The following is a 19,890-nucleotide window of genomic DNA, read 5'->3' as shown; positions in this document are numbered from 1 at the left end:
ATGCTCCTCGCTTAAGATCGGCAAAGACCAAAAACAGAGCATCGCAAGGTATGGATCATTTAACCTTTCCCTAAGTAATCCTGATTGCAGAAAGGCGGCAAGTGCAAGGATCCCGATGAGCTGACATGAGTCAGTGATTCGGGTTCTTAAACGCAGCCAACGCATCTGCAGTCTGGAGTACGACGGGAAAAATAGAGGGAATTTTTATGAGTTTCATGTTGGCACTTCCTAAAATCAGCCTTCACGGTCAGGGCGCAATCGAAGATATGGTTGCGATGCTGGCGACTAAACAACACGGCAAAGCGCTTATCGTCACCGACGGCCAGTTAATCGAACTGGGTCTGCTCGACAGTTTATTCTCCGCACTTAAACAGGCAGGAATGCCTTACGCCATTTACGGCGGCGTGGTGCCCAATCCGACCTCGGCTCATGTTGACGAAGGTTTCCGTCTGTATCAGGAAAACCAGTGCGATTATCTGATCGCTTTCGGCGGCGGCAGCCCGATTGATACCGCTAAAGGCATCAAGATTCTGACGGCCAATCCGGGACCAGCCACGATGTATTCCGGCGTCGGCAAAGTTACTAAACCGGGTGTATTCCTGGTCGCGATCAACACTACCGCGGGTACTGCCGCTGAACTCACCAGCAATGCGGTGATCATCGACAGTCAGCGTCAGGTGAAAGAAGTGATCATTGATGCAAATCTGATCCCCGATATCGCCGTTGACGATCCGTCGATTATGCTCAAGATCCCGGCAGGCATTACCGCGGCAACCGGAATGGACGCGCTGACGCACGCGATTGAAGCCTATGTATCTGTTGGCGCGCATCCGCTGACTGATCCGACGGCGCTCGCCGCTATTTCTACCATCACGCAATGGCTGCCGAAAGCCGTCGATCACGGCGACGATATTGAAGCTCGCGAGAAAATGGCGCAGGGACAATATCTGGCTGGCATGGCATTTAACAGCGCCGGGCTTGGACTGGTCCATGCGATGGCGCATCAGCCAGGGGCGACGCATAATCTGCCGCACGGCGTGTGTAATGCGATTTTACTGCCAGTCATTGAAGAGTTTAACCGTTCCTCTGCCCCGCACCGTTTTGCCGATATCGCCCGCGCAATGGGTGTGCACACGCAAGGTATCAGCGAAACGCAAGCCAGCATGGCGGCTATTGACGCGATCCGTAAATTATCCGCCCGCGTGGGGATCCCGTCCGGTTTCAAAGAGCTGGGGATTAAGGAATCCGACATTGAAGGCTGGCTGGATAAAGCCCTGGCTGATCCGTGTGCGCCATGTAATCCGCGTACGCCAACACGTGAAGAAGTTCGCGAGCTTTATCTGAAAGCGATGTAATTTTTAGCTTCTGCCTCTGTGAAGGGGAAGAAAAAGGTGTAATTTCCTTACTCCTCCCCCTGCGAAGGGGGAGGTTGGGAGGGGGTTTAGCAGGCAACTTCAGATTCAACGCTGCCATTAATACCCCACCCCAGCCCTCCCCTTCGCAGGGGAGGGAGTAAATCTAACCGGAGAAAAACATGATCCGTAAATCCTTCGTTATGCAGGTCAACGCGAATGCACACGATGAATATCAGCGTCGTCATTCACCAATCTGGCCGGAACTGGCGGAAACCCTGAAAGCCCACGGCGCACATCACTACAGCATTTTTCTCGATGAAAAACGTAATCTGCTGTTTGGCTATGTGGAAATTGAATCTGAAGAAAGATGGAATGCCGTGGCAAAAACGGATATTTGCCAGAAGTGGTGGAAGCATATGGCAGACGTAATGCCTGCCAATGCCGATAACAGCCCGATCAGTAGCGATCTTAAACCGGTCTTTTACCTCGATTAACCCGCTGACCGGCGGGTTTTCCTTTTACGGCACCCGGATTTTGCGCTTTTGAGGCAGTAAATCGCGTAGTCGCCGGTTTCGCTTTCCCCGAACGTGACGGTGCAAACTTCGGATCAAATCCGTCCGGTGGTACCAGGCAATCAGGTCGGATCCCAATCAGGCGGCGCATCCCCATTGCGGTCAGTGCCTCGCGGATCACCGGCCAGTTCGCCGGATCGTGATAGCGCAGCAACGCTTTATGCAACCGCCGCTGACGATCCCCTTTCGGCACCACCACATCTTCACTTTTATAATCCACTTTGCTGAGCGGATTCTTGCCGCTGTAATACATGGTGGTCGCACTGGCGAGCGGTGACGGATAGAAGTTCTGCACCTGATCCAGACGGAAGCGATTTTTCTTCAGCCACAGCGCCAGATTGATCATATCTTCAGTGCGCGTGCCCGGATGCGCGGAGATAAAATACGGGATCAGATACTGCTCTTTCCCGGCCTGTTTCGAATAGCTGTCGAACAGTTCTTTGAACCGGTAATAGCTGCCCATGCCCGGTTTCATCATTTTAGAAAGCGGCCCGGTTTCGGTGTGCTCCGGCGCGATCTTCAGATAACCGCCGACGTGATGCTCCGCCAGCTCTTTAATATAACGCGGATCCTCTACCGCCAGATCATAACGTACGCCCGAAGCGATCAGGATTTTCTTGATACCTTTCAGGCTGCGCGTACGGCGATAAAGGTTGATCGTCGGCTCATGGTTGGTGTCCATGTGTGTACAGATTTCAGGGTATACGCAGGAAGCACGGCGGCAGCTTTGCTCCGCTTTTGGCGACTGACAGCGCAGCATATACATGTTGGCCGTCGGACCACCGAGATCGGAAATCACACCGGTGAATCCTGGTACGCTGTCGCGGATCTCTTCGATTTCACGCACGATCGACTCTTCCGAGCGGCTCTGAATGATCCGCCCTTCATGCTCGGTGATCGAACAAAATGCGCAACCACCGTAACAACCACGCATGATATTGATCGAGAAACGGATCATGTCATACGCCGGAATAGTCGCTTTACCGTAAGACGGATGCGGCACGCGCTGGAAAGGCAATCCAAAGACTTCATCCATTTCTTCAGTAGAAAGCGGGATTGCCGGTGGATTGATCCACACATAGCGGTCACCGTGTTTTTGCATTAGCGCGCGGGCACAACCCGGGTTGGTTTCATGATGCAAAATGCGCGAGGTATGGGCATACAGCACCTTGTCGCCCTTCACTTTTTCAAATGACGGCAGCAGAACGTAGGTTTTCTCCCACGGTTTCGGCTTAGGCGCACGCACCGTCACCGGCTGCGGGGCATCTGGCGCAGGCAGTTCACCTTCTGAACAGGGTAAGTCTTCGCCGTACGGATTCATGATCGGCTCAATGCGCCCCGGCTTATCGAGGCGCGTGGAATCCACACCGCTCCAGCCGATCAGCGCCGTTTTACGCATCACCGCCGTATTGCGTACGTCGTGAATATCCGTAATGGATTCGCCCGCCGCCAGACGGTGTGCCACTTCCACCAGTGGCCTTTCGCCGTTGCCATAAATCAGCATGTCAGCTTTGGAATCCACCAGCACAGAGCGCCGCACGGTATCGGACCAGTAATCGTAATGCGCGATACGCCGCAGACTGGCTTCAATGCCGCCGAGCAACACCGGCACATCGCTGAAAGCTTCTTTGCAGCGCTGGGTGTAAACCAGCGTCGCGCGATCCGGGCGTTTACCGCCCACGTTGCCCGGCGTATAGGCATCGTCATGGCGCAGCTTCCGGTCGGCGGTATAACGGTTGATCATCGAATCCATATTGCCGGCAGTCACGCCATAAAACAGATTCGGTTTGCCAAGCCGCATGAAATCCTCTTTGTTGGTCCAGTCCGGCTGAGCGATGATCCCGACGCGAAACCCCTGCGCTTCCAGCATCCTGCCAATGATCGCCATGCCAAAACTCGGATGATCGACGTACGCATCTCCGGTCACCACGATCACATCACAACTGTCCCAGCCCAGTTCATCCATTTCCGCCCGGCTCATTGGGAAAAACGGCGCGGTGCCATAGCATTCCGCCCAGTAACGTGGGTAAGAAAATAGGGTGCGATCGGGTTGGATCAGGCTGACTGACATAATGTAGTTTCTTCGTTCGGCGGCAAATAATTGGCCGCAAATTATACGGGGACAAAAACCACTGCGGGGGAGCAAATCGCCTAAATTTGTTTTAGATCAACTTCTACTTTTTAGCATTCCGGATCCTGACCGGGCGATTTGACCTCCTCAGTAATTGAGATTTCTGAATATGTCATTTCCTGTATCTGCGGATTAAAGAGTGCTCAAATGATCCGTTAATTACTTTCACATTGAAGGATCATCGTGGCCATGGACAGTAAACAATTTCAAAAGTTATTGTTGCCAAAACTCAGGGAAGCAATGCTGTATACACGCTCAAGAATCCCCATGAAATCAGCCAATAAATTCTATCCTGATAAAAGAATGATCGATGGGCTGATGATGACCAATCCCGACAAGTACCGGATGCATTCTCTGGGCGGAGACAGGAATCGTTCTCTGAATCTGGCCGCTAACAGAAAGCTCAAACTGGCACCACAACAGGTCTACCGGAAATACGAACAGGATCACCGCAACGGGATACGCAATGCCGGTAACTGTGGTGAAAATGCCATGATCGCGTTCTGGTATCTCACTGAACATATTCGTGAACTTGAAAAACTAGTCAAAACGCCAATAAAAATACTCACTATTTTTCTCAAGCACCCTGTCGATCACAGCCTGGTATTAGTAGGAACTGAACCCCCGCGCGGCAGCGGAAAAATTATGGAAAATACGTTAATTTGCGACCCGTGGGGAAAAATTGTCTGTCCTCTGGCGCATTATTCTCTCGAATGGAAAATGAAAATGAATAAATGGTCGAACCGTGGCCTGAAGGGTAAATGTGGCCGTGGAACTTACGATCCTTTTTACGACCAATGTTCCAGAGAAAGTGTGCGCGTTGGACGACTGCTTATTTCAGAGCAAACGTATTCCGGTAAAACCCAGAGAATAAAGGATACAAAGACCTACTCGCTGATAAACAAAAACGAATTTTCATAACGTAACGTAGTTAAAGGGCGGGTAATGACATTCTCTTAAAGGCCTGCCAATTCCCGCAGGCCTTTCTTTTAAGCGAAAGAATTTTATTTCTTCGCCAGTGCTTCAAACACTTTTTCGACTGCGACTGCACCCGGATCTTTGACGCCTTTCAGGCTGTCGCTGCTCAGATAGGATGAACGCCCGGCGTTAGCTTTTTTCATGCTGGCCGTGTCTTTGGCGCCTTTAGCGGCGGCTTTCGCAGCACCTTTCAGCGCATCTTTCTTGCCAAGGGCTTCCAGCGCGGGCTGAAGTGCGTCGATCATCGTGCGATCGCCGAGATCAGCACCGCCATAATGCTTCATGCGCTCAAGACCGAACAGCAGCGCTTTCGGTAATTTCTCGCCCTCCGCGACTTTCTTACCCGCGGCCGTGAAGAAGATCGACATCAGCACGCCGCTCGATCCGCCCATCACTGTTGCCAGACGATCGCCGACTACGCCAAGAAGATCGGCAACATTATTCAGCGGCAATTTTTTGCCTTTGTTCTGCTTCTGGATATCGCGCGCGCCGGTGGCAAATGTCGAACCGGTATCGCCGTCACCCACTTTGGCATCGAGCTTATTCAGTTCATCTTCCAGACCGGAAAGTGTCTGTGTGATGGTTTCGACTATCTTGCCGACTTCGGCATTTGATGACGCTTTAACGGATTTTTTATCGCTGATGGCTTTACCTTTTTTAGTCGCCAGTTTTTCCAGCTTAACCAGCGGATGCCAGCCCGCGGCCTCCACCTCTGCCAGCAACGCTTCTTCAATTCCGCCTTTCAGCGCGATCACGGAAAGCGAAAAACCTTTCATATCCAGCGCACTGACGAGTGAAGCGGGTCCGATGAGATAACGCACCGAACTGCCCAGCGCTGAATGCACCACTTCTTTGGTGATCTGACTCATTTCAAGCGGAGAAACACCGCCGAGGTTATTGATCAATACCGCCAGCTTGTCGCTTTTTTTCACATGCTGCTGGAGCTTTTCAACCAGCGTATCCACCACTTTTTTACTGTTCTGAGTTTTCATCGTCGAGACACCAGGCTCACCGTGAATACCTAATCCCAGCTCAACGTGGCCCGATTCGATACGCTGTTCTTCTTCATCTTCGCCGCCGCCCGGCAGACTGCAACCTGCGGCCGCCACACCAATACTCGCCGTGGCATCAATGGCCTGCTGCGCAATTTTGGTGACGTCTTTGAGAGATTTCCCCTGCTCTGCGGCATAACCGGCAATTTTATGCACCAGCACCGTCCCCGCGATACCGCGAGGCTGCTTGTTGTCCGGCAGAGAAATGTCGTCGGATACCATCACCAGCTCGACGTCGTAGCCCATGCCTTTGGCTTTCTCTGCCGCCAGACCAAAGTTCAGACGGTCGCCGGTGTAGTTTTTCACAATCAGCAGGCAGCCCGCTTTACCGGTGACCGCCACAATCGCATTCAGCACGGCGTCCACGCTCGGTGACGCAAACACTTCGCCGCACACCGCTGCGGTGAGCATCCCCTTACCGACAAAACCGACGTGTGCCGGTTCGTGACCGGAGCCACCGCCGGAAATCAGGGCGACTTTTTTCTTATCCCAGTCGCGGCGAACGACCACGCGGATAGCCGGATCAACGTCCAGTTTTGCCAGATTTTTGTAGGGAGAGGTCAGGATCACCCCTTCGATAACATCGTTAATCAGAGACTTACGGTCATTCATAAAGAATTTAGACATGCCGGATCTTTCCTTTTAACTGTTTTCCAGGTGTTGTGAGGCAGAAAAAAACATACCTCTGCGTAATGCAGGTATCTGAAAACATAGCACAGGACAAAAATCAGGAAGGAGACGAGAAAGGCGGTTTCCCGCCTTTTTAGGAAATGATGTAGAAAGAAATCAATTACACGCTAACACTTTAATCGCTAACCCTCCCGTCGAGGTTTCACGATATTTTGAGTTCATGTCTTTGCCGGTTTCGTACATGGTTTCGATGACTTTATCGAGACACACGCGCGGCTCGCTGGTACGGCGCAGTGCCATACGTGAAGCATTGACCGCTTTAACCGCCGAAATGGCATTTCGTTCGATGCACGGCACCTGAACCTGTCCGGCGAGCGGGTCACACGTCAGCCCGAGGTGATGTTCCATGGCGATTTCTGCCGCCATAAACACCTGCGCCGTGCTGCCGCCCAGCAGCTCAGTCAGACCGGCTGCCGCCATGGAACAGGCCACGCCGACTTCGCCCTGACAGCCCACTTCTGCACCGGAAATCGAGGCGTTCATTTTGAACAAAATGCCGACCGCGCCGGATGCGAGGAAGAAACGGCTGTAAGAATCCGGGCTGATCGGACGGATGAACTGATCGTAATACGTCAGCACCGCCGGAATGATGCCACACGCGCCGTTGGTCGGTGCCGTAACAACCCGTCCGCCTGCCGCGTTTTCTTCGTTCACCGCCATCGCGTACATATTGATCCAGTCCACCACGCCCATCGGATCAACATTGTTTTTATCCTGCGTCACCAGAATACGACGCAGCGCCGCGGCGCGGCGGTTGATTTTCATCGGGCCTGGCAACAGCCCTTCGGTATGAATACCGCGCGTAATGCCTTCGCTCATCACATTCCAGATAGCCGCAAAGTGTTCGCTGATTTCTGCACGTGTATGGCTGGCCAGCTCGTTTTTCAGCATCAGCGCCGACAGGGACAGGCCGGTGTCGGTGCAATGCTTTTGCAAATCACTGGCCGAACGGAACGGGTACGGTCGCACCACAGGGTTTTCATCCTGCAGGCCGAACTTGCTGGCTTCGACAATAAAGCCGCCGCCAATAGAATAATAGGTTTGCGTATACAGCAGCTCATCACCGTTGAACGCGCTGATTGTCATGCCGTTTTCGTGTAAAGGCAGATTATTAAAATGGAAATTCATCCCGGAACCGGCCGGGAAATCCACTTCCTTCGCGCCCTTGCCGAGCATCAGTCGCCCGGAAGTTTCCACCTGACGGATAAACGCCGGGATCGCATCAATATCCACATCGTCCGGCATATTGCCGGCCAGCCCCATGATGATCGCCAGATCGGTGTGGTGGCCTTTACCGGTTAACGATAAAGAACCATAGACATCGACGACCACACGGGTGGTATGAGTAATATGGCCAGAAGAGATAAGTTCATCAGTGAATATTTTCCCGGCTTTCATCGGGCCAACAGTATGCGAACTGGAAGGACCAATACCAATTTTGAAAATATCGAAGACGCTGATCACGGTGGGCACTCCATGTGAATAAGATGACGGGCAAAAAATACGGGAGGAAAGTGAGCAGGAATATTCCCGCCCACTTTATTTCAATTAACTTTAAATACTTTACTCATTAACCAATCAGGCTAAATACGATGGCTGACATGGCAATCAGACCCATAATCACTACGAACACATTGCTGATATGGCCGCTGTATTTTCTCATCGCAGGAACTTTACGAATCGCATACATAGGCATCAGGAATAACAGCATCGCAATAATCGGACCACCCAGCGTTTCGATCATACCCAGAATACTTGGATTCAGGGTAGCGACTAACCAGGTGGTTAATAACATGAAGATGCCGGTATAACGGTTCAGCGTTGGCAGGGCAATAGTTTTCCCTTTACCACGCAATGACTTAATTACCATGCCGTTGAAACCTTCACGCGCACCCAGATAATGGCCGAGGAAAGATTTGGTAATCGCGATAAAAGCAATAAATGGCGCGATATATTCAATGACCGGGTTAGAGAAGTGGTTGGCTAAATAAGACAGAATAGACACGTTCTGCGATTTAGCTTCCATCAGGTCTGCCGGAGACAGGCTCAGTACGCAGCTGAAGACGAAGAACATCACGGTGATAACCATCATGATGTGGCTAAATGCCAGAATACGTGAACATTTTTTCTCAGCGTCTTCGCCATACTCTTTGCGTTTTGCGACAGCGAAAGAGGAGATAATCGGCGAGTGGTTAAAGGAGAACACCATCACCGGAATGACCAGCCACAATGTCATCAGCATACCGTGACCCACGCCATTGCCGGACATGGAGACGTTTTCAAACACTGACGTATTCCAGTTAGGAATAAGGTACAGCGCCAGCGCCATCAGCACCGCAACAAACGGGAAGACCAGAATACTCATCGCTTTCACGATCATATCCTGACCGAAATGTACCAGCGTCATTAAGCCCAAAATCAGGATCAGAGACAGTAACGCACGCGGTGGCGCATTCATATGCATCTGGTGAGTAATAAAACTCTCAACCGTATTAGTGATCGCCACGCTGTAAACCAGCAGAATAGGATAAATGGCGAAGAAATAAAGCAGGGTAATTAATTTACCGGCTGAAATACCGAAATGCTCTTCCACGACTTCCGTAATATCTTCACCGGCATTCTTTCCGGATAATACAAACCGGGTTAATCCGCGGTGAGCGAAGAATGTCATTGGGAAGGCGAGGATCGCCATAATGATTAATGGAATGAGACCGCCGATACCGGCATTAATAGGAAGAAAGAGAACACCTGCACCAATTGCTGTTCCATATAAACCTAACATCCACATAGTGTCAGTTTTACGCCAGGAACTTACCGATTTTTTAGACAGCGTCCCGATTGTTGTATTATCCATGATTCCTCAGCACCTAATTATAAAAATAATTCCGTTTCCCCAGGAATGGTTGATGTTTTTTTACTGCACCCGTCATCAAAAAAACCACCCTGACGGATAAAACATACCATTAATGCGGGCATGATACCTATCAGCAGCATAAAAATCTGGATAACCGCATAGCTTTGAGATCATGGTCACGAATATCTTTAAAACGCGGACTGATATTCCTTTAAATTCCAAACCATTAACATTTTCTCTAATTTAAATTCATCAAATAGTGATTACGGTAACATCTATTTTTTGTGATATTTTGTTATGCCCGTGACTATTATTTAAATAACGATTGAAATACCAGCAACATGTATTATTTATAGTCTGACCCTCTGAACTAAATTGTTCATAAATTGACCACTCCATTCACCTCTTAAAAAAACGGAATACGTTAACATTCCTTCTGAATTTCCTCTGTTTTCTGACTTGTGTAAAAAATACGCCACAACGCGACCGCAGTTACAGAAGGAAAATTTTTACACTTACGCTTTCGGAACTATTGCCGATAAAGTTATTCTTACGCTGGGGAAATCATTTCAACCGGAAGAAACACAGAGCGACTCAATGGGAAAAGCCCGATCACCTTTTTGCCCGCCAGCAGGGACATCACTACGCCGTTTTATTAAGGCTGCGTATGGCATTGTCCTGCTGCTGATGCTGATGGTCGCTCCGCTGACATCGGGTGTTGCACAAGACAGCGATCCGCAGGCGGATGCGGCTGTCGCGCAGACCGTCAACGGCATCCTGAGCTATTCGCGCTGGCCGGGCGCAACCCCCACGTCCGTCTTAACGCTTTGCATCATCCCGCCCGTGAAATACGCCGCGCAACTTACCCCGGATGGCAGCGCATTCACCGGCCGGCCACTCAAAGTCATGACGCTTCCGTTCGACAGCCCGCTGCTCACATCGGAGTGCGATGCTATTTATTCCGGCAACATGACAACGGAACAGCAGGCAGATTTACATCAGCGCCTGGAAGGCCATGCAATTCTCACTATCGGTGAACAGGATGATGCCTGTGCATTACTGAATGCGTTTTGTCTGGTGATGACGCCACTTCATACCGGATTCAAATTGAATCTGGACACGCTGTCCCGCAGCGGCGTGCGGGTAAATCCCGCCGTATTACAACTTGCCAGGGAAAAGGAGTGACCATGAAAAACAAAATTCCTGTTCCTGAGGTTGAACAGTCAGGCCAGCGTCCGACGCTGAGCGCTGCACTGAACCGAATTCATGTGATTGTGATTTTAACGGCGATCGGTCTCGCCGGTTTCCTGCTGACGTTGCTGGCGTTAATCGCCCTGCGTTCTCACGCGGAAAGCAATCTGCAACTGACCGCGCGCGCCATCGGTTACACCACGGAAGCCGCACTGGTCTTTAATGACCCTTCGGCGGCGCATGACTCGCTGGAATTTATCGCCAGACGCGGCGATTTCACGCAGGCAAAAATTCTGACGCCGGCGGGTGCGACATTCACCGAGTGGCAGCGTCCGATCCACAGCAACTGGGACAAACTGGGTCAGTTCGTCGGCCATATGGCGTTTCCCGAGCCCGTAACCGTACCGGTGGTGCATTCCGGCTCGGTCATCGGCACCATCTGGCTTGAGGGTAACGGCAGCAGTCTGATTGGCTTCCTGGCGGAAACTATCCTGAGCCTGCTCGGTTGTCTGGTGCTGACCGCGCTGGTCGCGCTGTATTTTTCCCGCCGGATGCAAAAAGGCATTGTCGATGCTCTCGGTCACATTACCCATGTCACCCATGAAGTCAGTGCTAACCGGTCATTTAGTCTGCGCGTTCCTTCCGCGCCAATAGTCGAGCTGCATACACTGAGCCAGGACTTCAACAGCCTGCTGACCGAGCTGGAAGCCTGGGAAAACCATATGCGGAACGAGAACGTTTCGCTGACAAAAAAAGCGTTGCACGACGGCCTGACCGGTCTGCATAATCGCGCGTTTTTCATTGATACCCTTAATCAGTGTTTCAATCCGGTAAGAGCACCGCTATCGCTGGCGTTGCTGTTCATCGATGTTGATAATTTTAAGGAAATCAATGATTCACTCGGGCACGCCGCCGGCGACCGGGTGCTGATGGTGATTGGCGAAAGACTGGCAAAAACCCTGCGTAAGGGGGATGTGCTGGCCCGTCTGGGCGGCGATGAATTTGCCATTCTGCTTGAGCCGATGATCTCTACCGCCGAAGCAGTGGCGTTCGCCGAGCGGATTGTCGAGATCATGAAAACGCCGGTCATTTTGCTCAACAACAAAACGCTGGATGTGTCACTCAGCATCGGCATTGCGCTTTCGCCTTCACAGGCAAACAGTGCGAAAGAAATTCTCGAAAAGGCCGATGAGGCCATGTATCGCTCTAAAAGAATATCCGGCAGTTGCTGGCATGTGTCTTCAGGCATGCCGCTTCCTGTCGCGATGAAACACTAAAAGGAATTAATGACTATGAAGACCTGCAATACGTTCAAATCCTGGTATCAGTTCGCCGCAATGGGGCTGTGCATTGTGCTGCTGGCCGCCTGTCAGAGTAAACCTGCGGGATTAACACCGGAACAAATCGCCGTGCTGCAAAAGAACGGTTTCTCGCAAACCGATGCGGGCTGGGAACTGGGACTGGATGCCAAAGTTCTGTTTGGCAATAATCAGGATAAGCTTTCCGCCGAAAGTAAGCAGTCAGTGGAAAAACTGGCGGGCGAACTTCTGCACGTCGGCCTGAGCAAGGTCAATCTCGACGGCCATACCGATAACTACGGTGATCCGGCTTACAACAACGATCTGTCGCTGCGCCGCGCTGACACCGTCGCCGCCGCCTTTGCCGATGCCGGAATGCCGCGCGCCAATATCCATACCCGTGGACTGGGCCAGAGCAAACCTGTCGCCAGCAATAAAACCCAGGCCGGACGCGCTCAGAACCGCCGCGTGTCTGTGATTATTGTGGTTTAACCGACAACAATCCCACCAGATGCAGCGCCGCCTTGCAGTTATCCGTTCTGCGCCAGGCGAGCGCGATCTGCGTCGTTAATGTCTGCCCTGCCAGGGGCAGACACCTCACATTGGCTTCATCAATCTTACTCAGCGACGCCGGTATCAGCGCGTAACCAAATCCTGTCGCCACCATACTCAGCGCCGAGGTAATCTGCGGACACTGCTGCCCGTAGCGCGGCGAAAATCCAGCCTCTTCACACGCATGCGTGACGGCATCATAAAGCCCCGGCGATAAATCTCGCGGGAAGGTGATCAGCGTATCGTGGCGCAGCGCCGACAGCCGGACTTCCTTTCCCTGACTGAGCGGATGGGTTTTGGGCAGCGCCACCATCATTTCCTCGATATCCAGCACCTTAAAACTGAACTCTTTGCTGCGCTCGCACGGCAGACGGATAAACGCCGCATCCAGCGCGCCCTCGCTCATTGCCGTCATCAGCCCCGCCATGTCCTTTTCCAGCGGTTCGAGAACCATGCCCGGATATTTATCCCGAAAGCGATGCAGCAACGCAAAAACCTGCGGGTTAAACGCCGTCGACGTGGCAAAGCCGAGTCGCAGCGTACCGTTCATACCACGCGCAACGGCGCGGGTGCGCTCAAGGGCGGCATCGGTCAGTTTGATGATGGTTTGTGCGTCGTCGTACAGCACTTTTCCGGCTTCGGTCAGCTCGACGCCACGGGTCAGGCGTTTGAGTAAAGGAGTACCGATTTCATGTTCGAGCCGCTGGATTTGCTGGCTCAGCGGAGGCTGGGAGATCCCAAGCTGTTCGGCAGCACGGGTGAAGTGTCCCGTCTCTGCTACCGCGACAAAATAGCGCAGGTGACGAAGTTCCATATCAAAAACGTCTCAAAGTGAACACCTCCTCATATTGGAACTCAGGGCTGAATGGGGTCAACCTTTTAGTTAGCAAAGTTAATTATTCGACGGAGACCCCTGCATGAAAAACCATTCCGAATCCTGCTCCTGCATGGCGGACATTGCCCGCACCGCAACAGCGTTTAAACATCAGCATCCTGACCGCGTTTTATATCAGTCGTCGCTGATGAGCGCCCTGCTGAGCGGTGTGTATGAAGGCAACACCACAATGGCAGACCTGCTGGAACACGGCGATTTTGGTCTCGGTACCTTCAACCATCTCGACGGCGAACTGATCGCGTTCAACAGCAACATCTTCCAGTTACGCGGCGACGGCAGCGCCCGGCGCGCCCTTCCTGAACAAAAAACACCGTTCGCCGTCATGACATTCTTTAACCCGACTGATGAATACGTGATTGATCGCCCGCACAGCCGCGAGCAAATCCACAAGGTGATCGATGACGTCGTCGCCAGCCAGAACACCTTCTGCGCCCTGCGCATTGATGGCGAGTTCAGCCGCGTCGAGACCCGTACCGTGCCGGAACAGCACCGCCCGTATAAACCGATGCTGGAAGCCATCGAAGCCCAGCCGACGTTTCATATCGAACACAGCCAGGGCGTGCTGATTGGATTTCTGACACCAGCCTATATGCAGGGCATTAACGTGGCGGGCTACCACGAGCATTTTATCAATCAGGAACGCAGCAGCGGCGGCCATGTGCTGGATTATCAGGTTGAGCGCGGCGTGCTGACCTTCGGCACGGTCGAAAAGCTGTTGATCGACTTTCCGCAGGACAGCGATTTCCTGCACGCCAACTTATGCCCTGATGATTTAAATGATGCGATTCAGTCGGTTGAAAGTTAACAGACCGCAGAAAGAAGGATGAAAACCATGAAAAACTCAGACAGTAAAACCGACTGGAAATGTGGTGCGGATCTGGTCGTCGCGCAGCTTGAAGCACAGGGTGTCAAACATGTGTTCGGCATTCCCGGCGCAAAAATCGACCGCGTATTTGATTCGCTGGTCGACTCCCCTATCAAAACTATTCCGGTACGCCACGAAGCCAACGCCGCCTTTATGGCCGGTGCCGTGGGCCGTCTCACCGGCAAAGCGGGCGTCGCGCTGGTCACCTCCGGCCCCGGCTGCTCGAACCTGATCACCGGCGTCGCCACCGCGACATCCGAAGGCGATCCGCTGGTCGCACTCGGCGGTGCCGTTAAACGCGCCGACCACGTCAAACAGGTGCACCAGACCATGGACACCGTGGCCATGTTCCGCCCGGTCACCAAGTATTCCGCTGAAGTCACCTCGCCTTCTGCGCTGGCCGAAGTGCTGGCGAACGGTTTTCGCGCCGCCGAGTTCGGGCGTCCGGGTGCGGCATTTATCAGCCTGCCGATGGATATCGTCAACGAACCAGCCAGCGGTAAATTACTCACCTCGCAACCGCCGGTACTGGGCAGCGCGCCGCACGACGCGATATTGCAGGTCGCAAAGTTACTGAAACAGGCAAAAAATCCGGTGCTGCTGCTCGGCCTGATGGCCAGCCAGCCACGTAACGCCGAAGCGATCCGACGTCTGCTGCACAAAAGCGATCTGCCGGTCACCAGCACCTATCAGGCGGCGGGCGTTATCGATCAGGCTTCCTTCCACCGCTTCGCCGGACGCGTCGGTCTGTTCAACAATCAGGCCGGTGACCGCCTGCTTCGCAATGCAGATCTGGTGATCACCATCGGTTACAGCCCGGTCGAGTATGAACCGGCGCAATGGAGTAACGGCACCGCCGAACTGGTGCACATCGACGTGATGCCCGCCGAGACCGACAGCGACTATCTGCCGGACGTCGAGCTGGTGGGCGACATCGCCGACACGCTGGATCTTCTGACCGGACAGATCACGCAGCGTATCGATCTGAGCGCCTCTGCTGTCGAGATCCTCGAAGATCGCCGCCAGCAACGTGAACTGCTGGCCCAGAAAGGCCGCAGCCTGAACCAGTTTGCGATCCACCCGCTGCGTCTGGTGCGCGCGATGCAGGACATCGTCAACAGCGACGTCACCCTGTGCGTCGATATGGGCAGTTTCCACATCTGGATCGCCCGTTACCTTTACAGCTTCCGCGCCCGTCAGGTGCTGATTTCCAACGGTCAGCAAACCATGGGCGTCGCACTACCGTGGGCAATCGGCGCCGCGCTGGTCGATCCCGGCCGCAAAGTGGTTTCCGTATCCGGCGACGGCGGCTTTATGCAATCAAGCATGGAACTGGAAACCGCCGTCCGTCTGGGCGTCAACCTGCTGCACATCATCTGGGTCGATGAGGCCTACAACATGGTGGCAATCCAGGAAGAGAAAAAATACCAGCGCACCTCCGGCATCCAGTTCGGCCCGATTGATTTCAAAGCCTACGCCGACGCCTTCGGCGCCAAAGGTTTTGCCGTCACCTCCGCCGAAACGCTGGAAAGCACCCTCCGCGCCGCCATGGACGTACAAGGCCCCGCTGTCGTCGCCGTCCCGGTGGATTACAGTGATAACGCGTTACTGATGGGGCAACTGGAGATGGGAAGGATTTTTTAGGGGGGATTTCAGGAAAGGTTAAAACGCCCTTGTTAGGGCGTTTTCTTACTCGCGGCAATCATATCTTTCAGCTCATCAATCGAGAGCGTACGATCTTTTTTGCGATGTATGATCCCATGGCAGTTAGCGCAGACGGGAACGAGATCTGTTTTGGGGTTTACAATCTTAGACATCCCAAATTCTGAAACAGGTACAACGTGATGAATATGAATAAAGTCCTTTGCATATTCTCCGTAAAAATCACCGAAGTTGAAGCCACAAGCGAAGCAGGTAGTGCCATGTATACTTTTTGCCAGCTTCTTCAACTTTGGGTTTCTTTCATACTTTGTAACGAACTTCGAAGTTTTCTTCCCTTCCTCATATGAAACCAGAGATTCCTCATCGGTTGCATCTTCTTGAAGGATTTCTTCACTCTCGATGTCGTCCATAATAAAGCGTGATTCAGTTAGCGCAGACGCAACAGCAATATCAGCAAAGACTTCCCCTGAAATGGGGCGAACGCTAAAACGCCAGTAATTAGATTTTTGCTGCTCGGGAATTTCTTCATAATAAACACCGTCATTTTTAGCCAGAACGGCCTGTTCAAACGGTTGAAACTCTGTCAGTACTGCATATAGATGACCGGCTTCATCCGGTCTGATCTCGCTTATTCGCCCGATCCCAAAATAGTGCGGTGCATCTGACAAGCGCTTTGACGAATACTCTTTGTTCCCTGGCTTTAGCCTCCCTTTGTAATACACAAAACGCATTCCAGGGGTGAGTGACTTTTGATACTGCTTAGGAAAATGATATCGCTCGCCAGTTTTGTCATCCCATTTGGAGTCATCACTCTCCGCAAGAACGACACACATCTCTTCGTCCATCATCTACTGATACCTGTTAAGTGAATCAATAGGTTGGAAGTATAATGGGTTCTTAATTGCTTACAACTTATGCATTTAATTTTTGAATAGTTTGGCCACTCTTCCTCTCGAAAGACTCAGTAAATAACGTATTTACACGTTCAGTTTCATCCTCTTTTCCAAGACATCTCGCAAAACTGAAAACTGCCTAAAAATTCCTCTCACTGTATAAATTCCCACGTATTAGACTCTCCCCACTGCGGCAAAATCCGCAGTCAGAATTAGCGTTCTGTCCCAGTTTGGTGCCATCAACTCTATGAAAATAGGGTGAATATGGTACGGTCTGCACTCACCCAAATTATGGTGGCTCAGACAGTGGCTTCTCACGAAGCACCGGATTCCAGACTGGCCGGAACGCTAACGCTGTTTGAGCTACCACCATCGGGATTAGCGTCTCTGGAGGTAGTTAATCAACTATCAGCTGGAGTACTAAAATGGAATTTTCTAACACTGCTTTTTCAAACACCTCCGCACCGGAGGCCTACAATGCCTAACCTTTACGACAATACCCCGCTGGAACTGGAAGAGATCGTCGATCACTGTCGTGCGTTGTCTTATGCCATTGTGTCGCTGGATAATCCGCAGGCAAAAGACCTGCTGGGATATATTCTGTGTGAACGGCTGGAAGTGCTGTATCAGACGCTGGAAATGCCATTTAGCGATGACGACGTGGTGGCTATAGAAATGACGGAAACACTGACGCACTAAGCGGATTTACAAACGTAAAAAAGCCAGCGCAACTGCGCTGGCCTGATGATCCACGAGGCGTGGGAATTAGAAATCGTAGAAGACGGTAACCCAGGTGGCGTCTGCTTCGTCGTCGGTGGTGTGCGCTAATGTGCGTTCCACGTAAACAGACAAGCCGTAACCTATGGTGGTACCCGCGCCCAGATAGACGTGGTTCGCGTGATATTCTTCGCCGCCTTTCAGTTGCAGGGAATCGGCTGCAACGTATGGCTGGATAGATTTCAGGAACGGTTTGTCGATATTAAAGGTATAACCAACGAATCCTTCCACACCGTAACCGCTGCCAGCAAAATAATGTTCGACAGGATTTTCACGGGTGCTCGGCACAAAATCTTTGTAATAGCTGCCGGTGCCGACGATGTACCAGTTGTTTGGCTGCCAGGTTAATGCGGTACCAGACAACTGCTGATGATAATCTTTTTCGTTATATTGATTATCTTTCACCGTGGCGTCAGTCAGGCTATACGCCGCACTCCAGACCAAATCTTTGGTGAGTTTATAATCGAAGCCTAAACCACCACCATTATTACGGCGATAGTGCTGATCCTCGCCCGCCTGAATTTCATCTTCCGGCAATAAGTAGTTGGCATATAACGTCACTGGACCAAAGTCGTTGGTATATTTAATGCTGTTTTTGGGCTTATTCGCACCATCGTAGCTGCCGTTAATGCCAATACCGGTACCGCCCGCATGACCATCGTTATCCCATACGTCACTTTTAATCCCGACGACAGAATAATAAATACCGTACTGGTGGCCGTAGGTTAATGTCCCGTAGCGATCATCTTTAAAGCCTGCATATAACTGACGCTGAGTATCACGCTGACCACCTTCCGGATAGTGACCATTCATGCCCAGCAGGTTCGCCATGTCCACACCCAGCTCGTAGTAGGCGATGACTGAGGTATCTTGTGTCAGTTTATAATCACCACGGAAGCGGAAACGGGTGCCCCCATCGTGACCATTTTTATAATAGCCAGGCTCCGGACCGTTATTGAAAATCCACTCAGGACGGATGCTGCCGCCGACCTGCAAGCTTAATGGCGCCAGCAAAGCATTACTCTGAGGATTTTTATCTAAAACAGTAATTTCGGCCCGGGCGCTGGCAGATAATGCCGACAGCACGACGCCGCCAATTAAGATTGACGCTTTTAAATTGCTCATTATTACCCTGTCTTTATTATTTATGTGATGTGTGTGCGGTCTTGCGCCGCGTATAAATAATTAACATAGGTATGACGGGGGACAAAGTGAAAATTCAGAAAGTTCCTTATAAGGAAATTATATATAGGGAGTAATTAGTAAACAATAATATTGTGATATGTAACTATAAGAAAATTTTTATGTTTTAGTGATTAAATACAGAACAACATGATAAAAATACGAGCAATTGTAAACTTACGGCAACTCAAAATTGAAATATTTAATAACAATTACATCCTAAAAATAGCATCAATAAGTAAATCATGCCAGCGTGATAATGACATTACGTGACAACCACTTAATATTATTACATTGAATTTGAGTTAATTCAAAATCGCCAGAATAATATCCGGAAAAGACTGTTATTAATTAACCAATTTCAATTTTTATCTCATGGATATCATTCTGGTGGTGAATATCCCCGATTCTCTGTGCGAATTTTGCGAGACATCTTCCAGTTCTGACAACAAACCACTGTAAATATAAACAGGTTATTTCTTTGCAGCATGAACAGGCATACAGTTCTCTGGCAGCGGCAATCACCCCGCCAGTAAAGGGGGCCTCGACTCACTGACAATGGAATGATCTTCATGACTAATACTGAAAACAGCACGGCCTTCACCGCAAACTCTGTCACCGTTTTTCGTTCACTGATTGAAGGGTTGGATCTCAGCCACTTCGGGGAAGCGCAGCTTTATGATCTCAGCGCGCTGGCATCGGAGTCCGCCGGCGGACTATGCCAGGGGTTGTTGTGTTTGAGCGAAGGACTGGAGAACTGCGAGGTAATTCCACCGGAGGGGATTGCACAGGTCAGCGGCTACCTGAAAGCATCAGCGCATCTGATCCCTGTGCTCTTTGAATTATGCGAACAGGCCAACAGCAGCCTGATGCGTATGAAAAAAATTACGGCTTATCCGATGAACTGACGTGCGCGGCAATATCCCGCATGACATTTCGCGCT

At 51.4% G+C, this 19,890-nt stretch carries 17 protein-coding genes; 10 read left to right on the top strand and 7 right to left on the bottom strand.

What is annotated here, in order from left to right; genetic code table 11:
• Window positions 1-206 precede the first annotated feature (206 nt).
• Together fucO and rhaM are read left to right on the top strand one after the other, a co-directional pair.
• Window positions 207-1,355 (top strand): lactaldehyde reductase, encoded by a 1,149-nt coding sequence (fucO, locus tag ACM615_RS19310; protein WP_129639674.1) that lies wholly within the window; start codon window positions 207-209, stop codon window positions 1,353-1,355.
• A 179-nt stretch (window positions 1,356-1,534) separates the two neighbouring features.
• The gene (gene rhaM, locus ACM615_RS19305; protein WP_112289482.1) at window positions 1,535-1,849 is read left to right on the top strand and encodes an L-rhamnose mutarotase; all 315 of its coding nucleotides are present in this window, start codon (window positions 1,535-1,537) and stop codon (window positions 1,847-1,849) included.
• On the opposite strand, the gene ACM615_RS19300 is transcribed toward rhaM, so the two are convergent.
• A complete protein-coding gene (locus ACM615_RS19300; RefSeq protein ID WP_132966418.1) occupies window positions 1,824-3,998 on the bottom strand; it encodes a YgiQ family radical SAM protein in 2,175 nt (724 codons plus the stop codon). The genes rhaM and ACM615_RS19300 overlap by 26 nt on opposite strands.
• A 249-nt stretch (window positions 3,999-4,247) precedes the next feature.
• Between ACM615_RS19300 and ACM615_RS19295 the strand changes: the two genes are divergently transcribed.
• Entirely contained in the window at window positions 4,248-4,979 is a 732-nt protein-coding gene (locus ACM615_RS19295) for a hypothetical protein (protein WP_112289480.1), read from the top strand.
• A gap of 83 nt (window positions 4,980-5,062) precedes the next feature.
• Here ACM615_RS19295 and ACM615_RS19290 read toward each other — a convergent pair whose 3' ends face one another.
• The 3 genes from ACM615_RS19290 to ACM615_RS19280 all read right to left on the bottom strand — a co-directional run bounded on the left by ACM615_RS19290 (window position 5,063) and on the right by ACM615_RS19280 (window position 9,632).
• On the bottom strand, window positions 5,063-6,715 hold the full coding sequence (locus ACM615_RS19290) for a dihydroxyacetone kinase subunit DhaK (RefSeq protein ID WP_112289479.1): 1,653 nt from the start codon (window positions 6,713-6,715) through the stop codon (window positions 5,063-5,065).
• 159 nt (window positions 6,716-6,874) lie between these two features.
• A complete protein-coding gene (locus ACM615_RS19285; RefSeq protein WP_431012361.1) occupies window positions 6,875-8,242 on the bottom strand; it encodes an L-serine ammonia-lyase in 1,368 nt (455 codons plus the stop codon).
• A gap of 106 nt (window positions 8,243-8,348) precedes the next feature.
• Window positions 8,349-9,632 (bottom strand): HAAAP family serine/threonine permease, encoded by a 1,284-nt coding sequence (locus ACM615_RS19280; protein WP_113876283.1) that lies wholly within the window; start codon window positions 9,630-9,632, stop codon window positions 8,349-8,351.
• A gap of 597 nt (window positions 9,633-10,229) precedes the next feature.
• On the opposite strand from ACM615_RS19280, the gene ACM615_RS19275 reads away from it, so the two are divergent.
• The 3 genes from ACM615_RS19275 to ACM615_RS19265 are packed head-to-tail and all read left to right on the top strand — an operon-like array spanning window position 10,230 to window position 12,613.
• Window positions 10,230-10,817, top strand: coding sequence for a YfiR family protein (locus tag ACM615_RS19275; RefSeq protein WP_113876405.1), 588 nt, complete (start codon window positions 10,230-10,232; stop codon window positions 10,815-10,817).
• Between the two features lie 2 nt (window positions 10,818-10,819).
• Window positions 10,820-12,100: a diguanylate cyclase domain-containing protein gene (locus ACM615_RS19270; RefSeq protein ID WP_112289476.1), complete on the top strand. Its 1,281-nt coding sequence runs from the start codon at window positions 10,820-10,822 to the stop codon at window positions 12,098-12,100.
• A gap of 15 nt (window positions 12,101-12,115) precedes the next feature.
• The gene (locus ACM615_RS19265) at window positions 12,116-12,613 is read left to right on the top strand and encodes an OmpA family protein (protein WP_431012360.1); all 498 of its coding nucleotides are present in this window, start codon (window positions 12,116-12,118) and stop codon (window positions 12,611-12,613) included.
• On the opposite strand, the gene ACM615_RS19260 is transcribed toward ACM615_RS19265, so the two are convergent.
• Complete coding sequence (locus ACM615_RS19260) at window positions 12,600-13,487, bottom strand: LysR family transcriptional regulator (protein ID WP_112289474.1); 888 nt, start codon at window positions 13,485-13,487, stop codon at window positions 12,600-12,602. The genes ACM615_RS19265 and ACM615_RS19260 overlap by 14 nt on opposite strands.
• Window positions 13,488-13,590: 103 nt before the next feature.
• Between ACM615_RS19260 and budA the strand changes: the two genes are divergently transcribed.
• Window positions 13,591-14,373 (top strand): acetolactate decarboxylase, encoded by a 783-nt coding sequence (gene budA, locus ACM615_RS19255; protein WP_129639670.1) that lies wholly within the window; start codon window positions 13,591-13,593, stop codon window positions 14,371-14,373.
• Window positions 14,374-14,400: 27 nt separating this feature from the next.
• On the top strand, window positions 14,401-16,077 hold the full coding sequence (alsS, locus tag ACM615_RS19250) for an acetolactate synthase AlsS (RefSeq protein WP_431012359.1): 1,677 nt from the start codon (window positions 14,401-14,403) through the stop codon (window positions 16,075-16,077).
• Between the two features lie 32 nt (window positions 16,078-16,109).
• Here the strand turns inward: alsS and ACM615_RS19245 are convergent, their stop codons facing one another.
• The gene (locus ACM615_RS19245; protein ID WP_207914769.1) at window positions 16,110-16,943 is read right to left on the bottom strand and encodes an HNH endonuclease; all 834 of its coding nucleotides are present in this window, start codon (window positions 16,941-16,943) and stop codon (window positions 16,110-16,112) included.
• A gap of 522 nt (window positions 16,944-17,465) precedes the next feature.
• Here ACM615_RS19245 and ACM615_RS19240 point away from each other — a divergent pair.
• A complete protein-coding gene (locus ACM615_RS19240; RefSeq protein WP_120161995.1) occupies window positions 17,466-17,687 on the top strand; it encodes a hypothetical protein in 222 nt (73 codons plus the stop codon).
• A gap of 66 nt (window positions 17,688-17,753) precedes the next feature.
• Here the strand turns inward: ACM615_RS19240 and ACM615_RS19235 are convergent, their stop codons facing one another.
• Complete coding sequence (locus ACM615_RS19235) at window positions 17,754-18,890, bottom strand: porin (RefSeq protein ID WP_159281382.1); 1,137 nt, start codon at window positions 18,888-18,890, stop codon at window positions 17,754-17,756.
• A gap of 629 nt (window positions 18,891-19,519) precedes the next feature.
• Between ACM615_RS19235 and ACM615_RS19230 the strand changes: the two genes are divergently transcribed.
• Window positions 19,520-19,855 carry a hypothetical protein gene (locus ACM615_RS19230; protein ID WP_113876277.1) on the top strand — a complete coding sequence of 112 codons (336 nt, stop codon included), beginning with the start codon at window positions 19,520-19,522 and terminating at the stop codon, window positions 19,853-19,855.
• Window positions 19,856-19,890: the final 35 nt, after the last annotated feature.

Origin of the sequence: Rahnella sp. PAMC25617, from assembly GCF_050606005.1 — a bacterium.
GTDB classification, from domain to species: Bacteria; Pseudomonadota; Gammaproteobacteria; order Enterobacterales; family Enterobacteriaceae; genus Rahnella; species Rahnella variigena.
This window is presented reverse-complemented; position numbering and strand designations above follow the sequence as displayed.

Bases quoted from the DNA above. Each gene is read 5' to 3' on its own strand.
- fucO (WP_129639674.1), top strand. From the start codon at position 207: ATGAGTTTCATGTTGGCACTTCCTAAAATCAGCCTTCACGGTCAGGGC.
- rhaM (WP_112289482.1), top strand. From the start codon at position 1,535: ATGATCCGTAAATCCTTCGTTATGCAGGTCAACGCGAATGCACACGAT.
- ACM615_RS19300 (WP_132966418.1), bottom strand. From the start codon at position 3,998: ATGTCAGTCAGCCTGATCCAACCCGATCGCACCCTATTTTCTTACCCA.
- ACM615_RS19295 (WP_112289480.1), top strand. From the start codon at position 4,248: ATGGACAGTAAACAATTTCAAAAGTTATTGTTGCCAAAACTCAGGGAA.
- ACM615_RS19290 (WP_112289479.1), bottom strand. From the start codon at position 6,715: ATGTCTAAATTCTTTATGAATGACCGTAAGTCTCTGATTAACGATGTT.
- ACM615_RS19280 (WP_113876283.1), bottom strand. From the start codon at position 9,632: ATGGATAATACAACAATCGGGACGCTGTCTAAAAAATCGGTAAGTTCC.
- ACM615_RS19275 (WP_113876405.1), top strand. From the start codon at position 10,230: ATGGGAAAAGCCCGATCACCTTTTTGCCCGCCAGCAGGGACATCACTA.
- ACM615_RS19270 (WP_112289476.1), top strand. From the start codon at position 10,820: ATGAAAAACAAAATTCCTGTTCCTGAGGTTGAACAGTCAGGCCAGCGT.
- ACM615_RS19265 (WP_431012360.1), top strand. From the start codon at position 12,116: ATGAAGACCTGCAATACGTTCAAATCCTGGTATCAGTTCGCCGCAATG.
- ACM615_RS19260 (WP_112289474.1), bottom strand. From the start codon at position 13,487: ATGGAACTTCGTCACCTGCGCTATTTTGTCGCGGTAGCAGAGACGGGA.
- budA (WP_129639670.1), top strand. From the start codon at position 13,591: ATGAAAAACCATTCCGAATCCTGCTCCTGCATGGCGGACATTGCCCGC.
- alsS (WP_431012359.1), top strand. From the start codon at position 14,401: ATGAAAAACTCAGACAGTAAAACCGACTGGAAATGTGGTGCGGATCTG.
- ACM615_RS19245 (WP_207914769.1), bottom strand. From the start codon at position 16,943: ATGATGGACGAAGAGATGTGTGTCGTTCTTGCGGAGAGTGATGACTCC.
- ACM615_RS19240 (WP_120161995.1), top strand. From the start codon at position 17,466: ATGCCTAACCTTTACGACAATACCCCGCTGGAACTGGAAGAGATCGTC.
- ACM615_RS19235 (WP_159281382.1), bottom strand. From the start codon at position 18,890: ATGAGCAATTTAAAAGCGTCAATCTTAATTGGCGGCGTCGTGCTGTCG.
- ACM615_RS19230 (WP_113876277.1), top strand. From the start codon at position 19,520: ATGACTAATACTGAAAACAGCACGGCCTTCACCGCAAACTCTGTCACC.